The 11,452-nt window shown below is 69.7% G+C and carries 8 protein-coding genes and 1 pseudogene; 3 read left to right on the top strand and 6 right to left on the bottom strand.

The window, feature by feature from the left end; genetic code table 11:
• The 3 genes and pseudogenes from VFF46_RS21970 to VFF46_RS21960 form a co-directional block, all read left to right on the top strand.
• Positions 1 to 318: pseudogene (locus VFF46_RS21970) on the top strand (urate oxidase); the annotation flags it as partial.
• Positions 318 to 1,655, top strand: a complete 1,338-nt coding sequence (locus VFF46_RS21965) for an 8-oxoguanine deaminase (RefSeq protein WP_325039059.1) — start codon at positions 318 to 320, stop codon at positions 1,653 to 1,655. The pseudogene VFF46_RS21970 and the gene VFF46_RS21965, both read left to right, overlap by 1 nt.
• 114 nt (positions 1,656 to 1,769) lie before the next feature.
• Positions 1,770 to 2,723: a type IV toxin-antitoxin system AbiEi family antitoxin domain-containing protein gene (locus VFF46_RS21960; RefSeq protein WP_325039058.1), complete on the top strand. Its 954-nt coding sequence runs from the start codon at positions 1,770 to 1,772 to the stop codon at positions 2,721 to 2,723.
• Positions 2,724 to 2,750: 27 nt separating this feature from the next.
• On the opposite strand, the gene guaD is transcribed toward VFF46_RS21960, so the two are convergent.
• From guaD to VFF46_RS21930, 6 genes are all read right to left on the bottom strand, one after another.
• The gene (gene guaD / locus VFF46_RS21955; RefSeq protein WP_325039057.1) at positions 2,751 to 4,028 is read right to left on the bottom strand and encodes a guanine deaminase; all 1,278 of its coding nucleotides are present in this window, start codon (positions 4,026 to 4,028) and stop codon (positions 2,751 to 2,753) included.
• Complete coding sequence (gene xdhC / locus VFF46_RS21950; RefSeq protein WP_325039056.1) at positions 4,025 to 4,870, bottom strand: xanthine dehydrogenase accessory protein XdhC; 846 nt, start codon at positions 4,868 to 4,870, stop codon at positions 4,025 to 4,027. The genes guaD and xdhC overlap by 4 nt, the downstream gene beginning before the upstream one ends.
• Positions 4,858 to 7,185: a xanthine dehydrogenase molybdopterin binding subunit gene (gene xdhB, locus VFF46_RS21945; protein WP_325039055.1), complete on the bottom strand. Its 2,328-nt coding sequence runs from the start codon at positions 7,183 to 7,185 to the stop codon at positions 4,858 to 4,860. Before xdhB ends, xdhC begins: the two co-directional genes overlap by 13 nt.
• Complete coding sequence (locus VFF46_RS21940; protein WP_325039054.1) at positions 7,182 to 8,648, bottom strand: xanthine dehydrogenase small subunit; 1,467 nt, start codon at positions 8,646 to 8,648, stop codon at positions 7,182 to 7,184. The genes xdhB and VFF46_RS21940 overlap by 4 nt, the downstream gene beginning before the upstream one ends.
• Positions 8,645 to 10,558, bottom strand: a complete 1,914-nt coding sequence (gene uraD, locus VFF46_RS21935; RefSeq protein ID WP_325039053.1) for a 2-oxo-4-hydroxy-4-carboxy-5-ureidoimidazoline decarboxylase — start codon at positions 10,556 to 10,558, stop codon at positions 8,645 to 8,647. Before uraD ends, VFF46_RS21940 begins: the two co-directional genes overlap by 4 nt.
• A 141-nt stretch (positions 10,559 to 10,699) precedes the next feature.
• Positions 10,700 to 11,452: PucR family transcriptional regulator (locus tag VFF46_RS21930; protein ID WP_325039052.1), on the bottom strand; the 753-nt coding region annotated here is incomplete at its 5' end.

Raw genomic sequence — 11,452 nt, 5'->3', positions numbered from 1 at the left:
GACTGGGACAAGTCGTACGACGCGATCAAGGCGCTGCTGCTGTCCCGGTTCGCGACGATCCACAGCCTTGCGCTGCAGCAGAGCCTGTACGGCATGGGATCCGCCGTGCTCGAGCAGCACCCGGAGGTGGCCGAGATCAAGTTCTCGGCGCCGAACAAGCACCACTTCCTGGTCGACCTGTCACCCTTCGGCGTGGAGAACCCGGGCGAGGTCTTCGTCGCCGCGGACCGCCCGTACGGCCTGATCGAGGCGACCGTGACCCGTGACGACGCCAGCGACGCCGGCAGTGCGTGGGTCAACATCGCCGGCTTCTGCTGATGCCGCGGATCGTGATCGAGGGCGCCTACGTGGCGACCCTCGATCCGGCCCGCCGCGAGTTCATCGGACATGTCGTTGTCGAGGGCAACCGCATCGTTGCCGTCGGCCCCGGCCCGGCGCCGGCGTACGACGGTGCCCGGATCGTCGACGGCTCGGGATGCCTTGTCACACCAGGCTTCGTGAACACGCATCAGCATCTGTACCAGTGGGTGACGCGCGGTCTGGCCGCGGACGCGACGCTCTTCGAATGGCTGACGACGCTGTACCCGGTCTGGGCACGGATCACCGAGGAGACCGTGTATGTCGCCGCGCGGGCAGCGCTGGCGCAGCTCGCGTTGACCGGCTGTACGACGGTTGCCGACCACCACTACGTGTTCCCGGGTGGGGACCTGCTCGCGGCGGAGATCGAGGCCGCTCGCGAGATCGGTCTGCGGTTCCACCCCGCGCGCGGATCGATGGACCGCGGTCAGAAGGACGGCGGGCTTCCGCCTGACTCGGTCGTCGAGGACCGGGACACGATCCTGACCGCGACCGAGGACGCGATCGACCGTTGGCACGACCCATCGCCTGATTCGATGCTGCAGATCGTGGTCGCGCCGTGCTCGCCGTTCAGCGTGAGCGGGGAGCTGATGCGCGAGTCGGCCGAGCTCGCCCGGCGTCGCGGCGTACGGCTGCACACGCATCTCGCGGAGACCACCGACGAGACCTCGTGGTGCCGGGAGACGTACGGGTGTACGCCGCTCGAGTACGCCGACCGCCTCGGCTGGACCGGGCCGGACGTATGGTTCGCGCACGGCATCCACTTCGACGACGCGGAGATCAAACACCTCGGCGGTACCGGTACGGGCGTCGCGCACTGCCCGAGCTCGAACGCCCGCCTCGGCGCCGGCATCGCCCGTACCGCCGACCTCCGGGCCGCCGGATCCCCCGTCGGCCTCGGCGTCGACGGCGCCGCCAGCAACGAGTCCGGCAGCCTGATCGAGGAACTCCGGCACGCCCTCCTCTTCGCTCGCGCCCGCGGCGGCCCGCAAGCCCTGACTGTCCGAGCCGCCCTCGAAATGGCCACCCTCGACGGCGCCCGCATCCTCGGCCGCTCCGCCGACATCGGCTCCCTCGAACCCGGCAAACTGGCCGACCTGGCCCTCTGGAACCTCACCACCCTCCCCCACGCCGGCCTCCCCGACCCAGTAGCCGCCCTGGCCCTAGCCACACCCCCACCCCTGGCCCTCCTCCTCACCAACGGCCGCCCGGTGGTCGAACACGCCATCCTCCAAACGGCCGACGCCGCCACCCTGGCGTCGGCCGCCGCCCGTATCCAAGCCGCCCTCGTCGGCTGACGACAACCCCCGGGGTCGCGGAACAAGCTATGACCTGTTCCGCGACCCCGGGGGTTGTCCACAGATTCGCGATCGTGTGTTCGGACAGGGTGTGACGCCTGCACTTTCTTGGGTATGAACAGGCGATTGGAAGTGATCGCGGCTGGGCGCGGTGGGTGGTTCACGCGCCCGGACGCGCTTGCCGCGGGGTACAGCGACAGCCAGGTGCGGCAGCGGGTGGACAGCGGGCAGTGGCTGCGGTTGAGCTTCAACTCGTACGTCGACCCGCGCGGCTGGCCGGCCGACGAACCTCCGTGGGACCGCTCGATCCGGCTGCACCTGCTCCGCGTTCGGATGGCGAGCGAGCGGCTCGGGGACGTCGTCGTGAGCCACCAGTCCGCGGCGATGCTGCACGGCTTGCCCGTGTGGGGGACCGATCTGACCAGACCGCATTTCACGCGCGTGTCGTCCGGCCGGGCCCGCAGCGGTCGGGCAGTCCGGGTCCATCGCCGCGCAGCCGCCGCCGACGAAGTCGTGGAGCTCGACGGCCTGCGACTCACGAGCGTCGATCGCGCGATCGTGGAGACCACGTGCACGACGACGTACGAGGTGGGCGTCGTTCTCGCCGATGCCGCGCTCCGGATGCAGCTCACAAGCCGGGAGAGCCTGACGGCCGCGGTACTGCGGCATCAACGCTGGCACGGCTCTCCGGCCGCGCGTGCGGCGGCGCGGTTCGCCAACGGGCTGAGCGAGTCCGTCGGTGAGTCGCGCTTCCGTGTCCTGATGGCGAACCACGGGCTGCCGGTCCCGGAGTTGCAGGTGGAGATCCGGGACGACGACGGTCGGCTGATCGGACGCGTCGACTTCCTGCTCGTGGGCGTGCTGGTGATCGAGTTCGACGGCGTCCTGAAGTATGCCGACGGCGCCGACGCCGTACTCGCGGAAAAGCGGCGGGAGGACCGCCTGCGCGAGCGCGGTTACGGCGTACTCCGCTTCGGCTGGGCGGACCTCGACGAGCCGTACAGGACGGCCGCGCGGATCTGGCAGGGGATCGCGAGATATGCCCCGGGGCCGCGCGACAAGCAATAGGGTGTCGCCCGACCCCGGCAGGTGTGTTCAGTGCAGCAGGTCGCCGTTGATCCAGACGGCTTGGATGTCGGTGGGGGTGCCTAGGGTGAAGATGCGGGCCAGGGCCTCGTCGGTGTCTTCGGCGTGGGTGATCGCGACTGCTAAGGGGGAGCCTTCGGTGGGGCGGAGGAGTTGGGCGTCGAAGTGGTGGCCTACGGAGAGGTGGCCTACTTGGGGGAGGTTCAGGGCCTCGGCGCCGGCGGTGGTGGCCAGGTAGAGGAGGTGGGCGGCGGTGAGCGGGCGGCCCTGGTCGCCTTGGAGTTGCTGGCAGAAGTACGCCTGCAGGCCTTCCTTGAGGAGCGAGAAGCCGGTACCGGCGCCCACGTCGGAGCCGAGCGCGACGCGTACGCCGTACTGCAGGTGGCGCGTGAGCGGGAACAGGCCGCTCCCGAGGGCGGCGTTGCTCGTCGGGCAGTGGGCGACCGTGGCGCCGCTGGTCGCGAGCGTCTTGAGTTCCACGTCCGTCGGGTGCACGTTGTGGGCGAGCACGGTACGGCGGTCCACCAGGCCGTGGCGGTCGTACGTCGTCACGTAGTCGCTGCCCCCGAACAGGTCGGCGACCGTCGCGATCTCGGCCTCGTTCTCGTTCACGTGCGAGGTGAACAGGGCGCCGGGGATCGCGTCCAGGAGTTCGCGGCAGGTGGCGAGCAGTTCGTCGGTGCAGGACAGCGAGAAGCGCGGCGTCACGGCGTACCGGTTGCGGCCGACGCCGTGCCAGCGGTTCGCGAGCGCGAGCGATTCGGCGTACGCGCGGACCGGGGTGGTGAGCAGCTCCGGCCGCAGCAATCTGTCGCTCAACACAAGACCGCTCGTCACCCGCAGACCGACCTGCGATGCCGCGTTGAAAAGTGCGTCGACGGCGTCCGGGTAGTGCGCGCCGAAGACCAGCGCGGACGTCGTACCGGCCGCGGCCAGCCCGCGCACGAACTCCTGCGCGACGCCGGTCGCGTAGTCGACGTCGGCCATCCGCGCCTCCTCCGGAAGGGCGTACCGGTCCAGCCATTCGAGCAGCGGGAGGCCGAGCCCGCCGACCGCGCGGATCTGCGGGAAGTGCACGTGGGTGTCGACGAATCCGGGGAGTACGACGCCGTCGCGGAGATCCACGACCTGCTCGGCGGGGTGTGCCTCACGGAGCTCCAGGTACGGGCCGCGGGCAACGATCAGCCCGTCCTCGACGAGCAGGCCGGCGTCGCTGTCGACCCGCAGCCCGGCGCCCGCGAACGGGTCCTCCGGGGTGTCGATGAACGTGCCACGGTAGAGAGTCATGCTTGTGCCTTACGCTGGGCCGAGGCCGGAAGTGCCTCGGTGGTCTGGGTGGTGAAGCGTTCGAGGAGCCAGGCGGCGACGCTGACCGCGATCACGGCCGGCTGCTTGCCGGTGATGTTCGGGAGGCCGATCGGCGTGATGATGCGCGCGATCGCCTCGGGCGGGTTGCCGTCGTCGGCGAGCTTGCGCTGGAAGCGGGTCCACTTCGCGCTGGATCCGATCAGCCCGATGGTGGCGAGCTGGGCGTTGCGGATCGCGGCGTCGCAGAGCGCGGCGTCCTCGGCGTGGTCGTGGGTCATGATCACGACGTGCGTACCGGGCGGCAGCTCGCCGACGACCAGCTCGGGTAGCACCGGGACGTTGTGCACGTGTACCTGCGCGACCGCGTCTTCGAGTACCCCGAGCCGCTCGGCCGTCAGTTGGTCGGCGCGGGAGTCGACGAGATGCAGCTCGATGTCGTGCCGCGCGAGGATCCGCGCCAACTCGAGCCCGACATGCCCGACCCCGAAGATCGCGACGGACGGTACGACGGGCAGCGGTTCCAGCAACAGCTGCACCTCACCACCACAACACTGAACCCCGTGCTGGTACGGCGCTTTGTCCGACAACGCCGCGGTCAGCACCTCAGGAGTCGCCGTACCGTCGCCGATCATCGCCCGCGACCGCTCGACCCCGAGTGCCTCCAGGTTGCCGCCGCCGACCGTCCCCCAAACGTTGTCCACAGCAACAACCATCTTCGCGCCGGCCTCCCGCGGAGCATGCCCGCGCACCGACAAGACAGTCACCAGCACCCCGGCCTCCCGCCGGGCCCGCAACCGCTGAACAGCCCTCACCCACTCCATGAGGCACCTCCTCGTGCCCGTTCGACCGCCCAGTAGACCGCCTCGGGTGTGGCGGGTGACGGTAGGTCGACGCTGGTGCCTGCGGGGCCGAAGGCGGCCGCGGCCTGGCGGAGGGCTTCACGGACGGAGAAGGCGAGCATCAGCGGGGGTTCGCCTACTGCCTTGGAGCCGTAGACCGCGCCGTCCTCGTGGGCCTTCTCCAGGAGGGTCACGTTGAAGACTTCCGGCATCTCGGAGAAGCTCGGGAGTTTGTACGTGCTCGCGGCCTGGGTGGAGAGGCGGCCGGAGCTCGCGTCCCAGCGGAGGTCCTCGAGGGTCAGCCAGCCGGCGCCCTGGACGAAGCCGCCTTCGATCTGGCCGATGTCGATCAGCGGGCTGAGGCTGTCGCCGACGTCGTGCACGATGTCGACCCGGCGCAGCCTGTACGCCCCGGTGAACCCGTCGACCTCGACCTCCGACGCCGCCACGCCGTACGCGAAGTACTTGAACGGCTCGCCGCGCATCGCGTTCGCGTCCCAGTGCAACCCTTCGGTCCGGTAGAACCCGGCTGCCCACAACTGCACGCGCTGGTGGTAGGCGAGATTGACAAGCTCGTTCCAGTCCACACCGTCCCCGGACAACCCGCGGACGACGCCGTCGACGAACCGCACATCCAGAGGACTGACCCCGAGCTTCCCGCCGGCCACCTGGGCCAGCCGCTCCCGGATCTGCTCGCAGGCGTTCTTGATCGCCGCCCCGTTCAGGTCGGCGCCGGACGACGCCGCGGTCGCGGACGTGTTCGGTACCTTGTCGGTCCGCGTCGGCGCCAACCGGACGCGCTCCAACGGCACACCCAAAGTGGTCGCCGCGACTTGCAGCATCTTCGTGTGCAGGCCCTGGCCCATCTCGGTGCCGCCGTGGTTGATCAGCACGGACCCGTCCTTGTAGACGTGCACCAGCGCACCGGCCTGGTTGAACGCCGTCAGGTTGAACGAGATCCCGAACTTCACCGGCGTCAGCGCCAGCCCGCGCTTCACGTGCTCATGCGCCGCGTTGAAGGCCTCGATCGAAGCCTGCCGGGCCGCCACGTCCCCGTTGGCGAGTACCTGCGACCAGCACGACTCGAGCCGATCCGCGTGCCGCACCGGTTGCCCGTACGGCGTGGAGTCGCCCGGCTGGTAGAAGTTCCGCCGCCGCAGTTCGGCCGCGTCGTACCCGAGCAGCGGCGCGCACCGGCCGAGGATGTCCTCGATCACCAGCATCCCCTGCGGCCCGCCGAACCCGCGGAACGCGGTTTGCGAGGTCTTGTTGGTCTTCGCGATCTGCCCGTCGACGCGGACGTGCGGGATCTCGTACGCGTTGTCGATGTGGCACATCGCCCGCGCCAGTACCGGCTCCGACAGGTCGAGGCTCCATCCGCCGTCGGCGGTCATGGTCGCATCCAGCGCGACCAGCTTGCCGTCGGCCCCGAACCCAACGGTCCATTTGCTGTGGAACCCGTGCCGCTTGCCCGACATCGTCAGGTCCTGTGTCCGGTTCAGCCGCAGCCGTACCGGCCGCCCGGTCAGCGTCGCACCGAGCGCGGCGATCGCGGCGAACCCGTGCGGCTGCATCTCCTTGCCGCCGAACCCGCCGCCCATCCGCAGGCACTGCACCGTCACGGAATGACTGGCCAGGCCCAGGACGTGCGCGACGATCTCCTGCGTCTCCGACGGATGCTGCGTACTCGACTGCACGAAGATCTGCCCGTACTCGTCCACCTGAGCCAACGCCGCATGCGTCTCCAGGTAGAAGTGCTCCTGCCCCGCGAACTCGAACTCACCGTTGAATACGTATGCAGCCTCGGCAAGCGCGCCCGTGACGTCTCCGCGCTCCAGATGCCGCCCGATGCCCTGGAAGCTCCCGGCCTCGATCGCGTCGCGGACGTTGACCAACGACGGCAGCGGCTCGTACTCGACCTCGACGGCCAACGCCCCGAGTCGCGCGGCCTCCAACGTCTCCCCGAGCACCCAGCAGACCGCATGCCCGTTGAACATCACCTCGTCCGGGAACAACGGCTCGTCGTGCTTCACTCCCGCGTCATTGACCCCCGGTACGTCGTCCGCCATCAGCACCCGGACGACACCCGGTACGTCGTACGCCGGCTTCACTCGGAGCGCGGTCACGCGGGCGTGCGCATGCGAGGACTGCACCGGGAACGCGTGCAGGACGTCGCGGGTGCGCATCACCAGATCGTCTGTATATAAAGCAGTCCCGGTCACGTGCAGCGCGGCGCTCTCGTGTGGTAGCGGTACGCCGACCACGCCCGCGGCGGGGCGTTCTGACAGGTGGCTCATGCCTGGGCCTCCTCGAAGTAGAAGCGCAGTAACGACTGGCCGAGCATCGCGGAGCGGTACGACGAACTCGCGCGGTGATCGTCCATCGGCGTACCCTCGCTCGCCAGCACCGCGGCGGCGGTCCGTACCGTCGTCTCGTTCCACGGCCGCCCGATGAGTGCGGCCTCGGTCGCGCGGGCGCGCAGCGGGGTGGCCGCCACGCCGCCGAGGCCGATGACGGCCTCCCGGACGACGCCGTCCGCAACGTCGACGGCGTACCCGATCGCGACGCTGGAGATGTCGTCGAAGCGTCGCTTGGCGATCTTGTGGAACGCCGTCATCGGTGCCAAGGGCAACGGAATCACGATCGTCCTGATCAGCTCGTCCGGTGCCTTCACGGTCTGCCGGTAGCCGGTGAAGTACTCGGCCAACGCAACCACCCGCTCACCGCGGATGGAGGCGAGAACCAGCTTCGCATCCAGTGCCAGGAGTGCGGGGGGCGTGTCTCCGATCGGTGATCCGGTCCCCAGGTTGCCGCCGATCGTCGCGCCGTTCCGGATCAACCGCGACGCGAACTGGGGGAACAGCTGGGCGAGCAGCGGCACCCGGCCGGCCAGCTTCCGCTCGATCTCGGTGAGCGTCAGCGCCGCGCCCAGTCGCACCTCGTCCGTTCCGAAGCTGAACTCGCGCAGCTCCTCCAGGCGGTCGATCGCGATCGTCAACGGGGGACGCGACCCGAAGATGTTCACCTGTACGCCGAGGTCGGTCGAACCAGCTACTACCACCGCATCGTCTCGTTCACCCAGCACCGTCAAAGCAGCTTGCAGCGTGGTCGGGCGGAGGAACTCGCCTTCGGGGGAGACCATGCCCGTAGACGCGGGCGCCGGGGCCGGGGAGTCGCGGCGTACGGCGAACGCGTCGTCCTCCGCCGGAGCGTCCAGCGCATAAGCAGCATCCCGGATCGGCCGGTACCCGGTGCACCGGCACAAGTTCCCACTCAACGCATGCAGATCAAACCCGTTCGGCCCATGCTCATGATCCCCAGCGCCGGCTTCGCCGGCGGGACGGGAGGTGGCGGCTGCGGCGCGGCCGGGGCGGTAGTACTCGGCGGCCATGCTGCAGATGAAGCCCGGCGTGCAGTAGCCGCACTGGGACCCGCCGCGGACGGCCATCTCCTTCTGCACCGGATGCAGGTCGGCAGCGGACCCCAGTCCCTCGGAGGTGATGAGCTCCTGGCCGTCCAGCGAGGCGACGGGCAGCAAGCAGGCGTTCACGGCCGTCCACTCGGTCGCCGACTCCGTGCCCGGGCGGGCGACCAGGACCGAGCAGGCGCCGCACTCGCCCTCGGCGCAGCCTTCCTTCGCGCCGGTCAGGCCGCGGTTGCGGAGCCAGTCGAGGACCGTGGTGTGCACGGAGATGTCGCCGAGCGGGGTGACCTCGCCGTTCACGGTCAGTGCGGGAGTACGCAGGGCTTGGGTGGTCATCGGTTGCTGCTCCATCGGGTACGCGCGGAGTGGATCGGGTTGGCGTCGGAGACGAAGTCGTCGAAGCGGTAGCCGGCGATCTTCGCGATCTCGAGCAGGGCGGCCGCGTGTTCCTGGTTCTCGCAGTTCCCGAGCCGTTCGCGACCCTGCTCGAGGATCCGTTCGTACGACTCGGCGTCCCGCACCGAGATCACCAGCGGGAACCCGAAGCGGTCTTCGTACGCCGACGTGATCGCGGTCAGCTCGTCCCGCTCGGGATCGCCGAGGAAGGTCAGCCCCTTGTCGGACTGGTCCCGCAGCGACGCCTCGCCGCTCAGCCCGTCGGCGACGAACTGCGACCCGAGCTGCGGGTACGCCCGGATCAGCTCCACCTGCTCGTCCCGCGACCCGGAGAACAACGCCTCCTGGAACGAACGCCGCAGCGCGTGCGTGTCGGCGTACGGCCGCATCTCCCAGGCCCTCTCGACCGCCCAGCGCGGACCCTGGAACAGGCCGCCGAACGTCTCGACGAACTCCGCCCGGGTCATCTGGTTCACCTGGTCGAGCCGGACCGTGTCGCCGGGCTGTCCGGCCACGGCGGGCCCGAAGTTCTTGCCGACGTGGTGGAAGAGGATGTTCAGGAAGATCGCGGTCAGGCTGCCGAGCGTGATGCCGCTGCCGAAAATGATCTGGGCCCAGTGCGGGACCGCCTGCGCGACCTGCGGCTGCGCGGTCACGTACATCGCCAGCCCGACGCTGGTCGCGACGATCACCACGTTCCGGTGATCGTGGAAGTCGACCTTCGCCAGCGTCTGGAACCCGACCACCGCGACCGTCGCGAACATCGCCAGCGCCGCGCCGCCCAGCACCGGATGCGGTACGCCGGCCACGATCGCCCCGGCCTTCGGCAGCAGCCCGATCAGGATCATGATCGCCCCGGCGGTGGCGACCACCCAGCGGCTGCGGATCCGGGTCAGCCGGACCAGGCCGACATTCTCCGCGAAGCAGGTGTACGGGAACGAGTTGAAGACGCCGCCGATCGTCGTCGCCAGGCCGTCGGCGCGCAGTGCCCGGGCGATGTCCTCGCGGCTGATCCGCTTCTCGACGATCTCACCGGTCGCGAAGACGTCCCCAGTCGTCTCCACGGCGGTGATCAGCATGACCACGACCATCGAGATGATCGCCGCGACCGAGAACTTCGGCCACCCGAAGTAGAACGGCTGCGTCACGCCGACCCAGGCCGCGTCGTGCACGGCGCTGAAGTGCGCGTCCCCGAACGCCCAGGCCACCAGCGTGCCGGCCACCAGGCCGACGAGTACGGCGATGGTCGCCATGAACCCCTTGAACACGCGCTGGATCAGCACGATCAGCGCCAGCGTGCCGAGCGCGTACGCCATGTTCTTGCCGCTGGTCGGTGCCGCCGTCGGTCCCGCCCCGCCGACCGCGTCCCCGGCCGCGACCGGCAGCAGCGCCAGGCCGATGATCGTGATCACCGATCCGGTCACCACCGGCGGGAAGAACCGGATCAGCTTGCTGAAGTACGGCGCGATGAAGAACGTGGCCAGCCCGGCGACCAGGACGGAGCCGTAGATCACCAGCAGACCGTTGGTGCCACCACCGGCCGCGAGCCCGATCGCGATCATCGGCGAGACCGCGGTGAACGTGACGCCTTGCAGCAGCGGCAGCCGGACGCCGACCTTCCAGAACCCGACCGACTGGATGATCGACGCGATCCCGCAGGTGAAGAGGTCCGCGTTGATCAGGTGGATCAGTTGCTGGGTGTTCAGCCCGATCGCGCCGGCGAGCAGGATCGGCACGATCACCGCCCCGGCGTAGAACGCCAGTACGTGCTGGGTGCCGTACACCGCGAGCTTGCCGGGTGGCAGCACCTGGTCGACGGGGTGACGGCTGGGCCGCAGGTTTGCCTTCATCGGGGACACGCTCCTCGGGCTGCGTGGGGCGGCGGGGGATTTGACCTGCACCCGAGCATCTGCTCAACAGACTGTGGATTGCACCCGGTGAACCTCCGAAGATGAACGCCTGGAGAACGTCCAGTTTGTGTGATCACACAACTACAGCGATTTGAGTGCGAGAAACACGTCCACCCGGTCCTCGAGGGTCGACAGATCGCGTCCGGTCAGTTGCTCAACGCGTTCGATCCGGTAGCGAACGGTGTTGACGTGCAGGTGCAGCGACTCCGCCGTACGCGTCCAGGAACACGAGCAGGCGAGGAACGCCTGCAGCGTCATCAACAGGTCGGCGTGGGTACGCCGGTCGTGCTCCAGGACCGCTCCGAGGACACGGTTGCTGTACGTACGCCGTACGTCGTCGGGCAGCGTCGCGAGCAGCAGGACGTGCGAGGCGACCTCGTCCGACGTGACCACCGAGACCGGTGCGCGGGCGGCACCGGCGGCCCGTTGGGCGAACCGGGCCTCCTCGAGGGCGCCGACGAGGGCGTCGATCGACGTCTCGCCGCTGATGCCGACCGCGAGGTGCGCCCGGTTGAGCCCCGGAGCGAGCCGCCCGAAGGCCCGCCGGAGGTGCTCCGGGAGCCCCGGCGTGAATGGCAGGAACCCGACGAGCAGACCGTCCCGCCCGGGCGCGACGACGGCCGGTCCGACGGTCAGCGCGACGTCCTCGAGCACCGTCAGCGCGAGGTCGCTGGGGCCGTGGTCGCCGGTGCCGTCGTCGCGGAGGCCGGCGACCGCGACAACCAGCGGTCGTTCCGAGTGCGCGCCCGCCTGTCGCAGGCGCGCGGCGACCTCGGTCTGCGGCGCACCGGACTCGACCAGCGCGAGCGCGTCCGCGACCAGCGGGCGGAGCGC

The organism is Kribbella sp. (genome assembly GCF_035655035.1).
Taxonomy (GTDB): Bacteria; Actinomycetota; Actinomycetes; order Propionibacteriales; family Kribbellaceae; genus Kribbella.
Note: the sequence above shows the minus strand (reverse complement) of the source record. Positions and strands in the feature narration are given on the sequence as shown.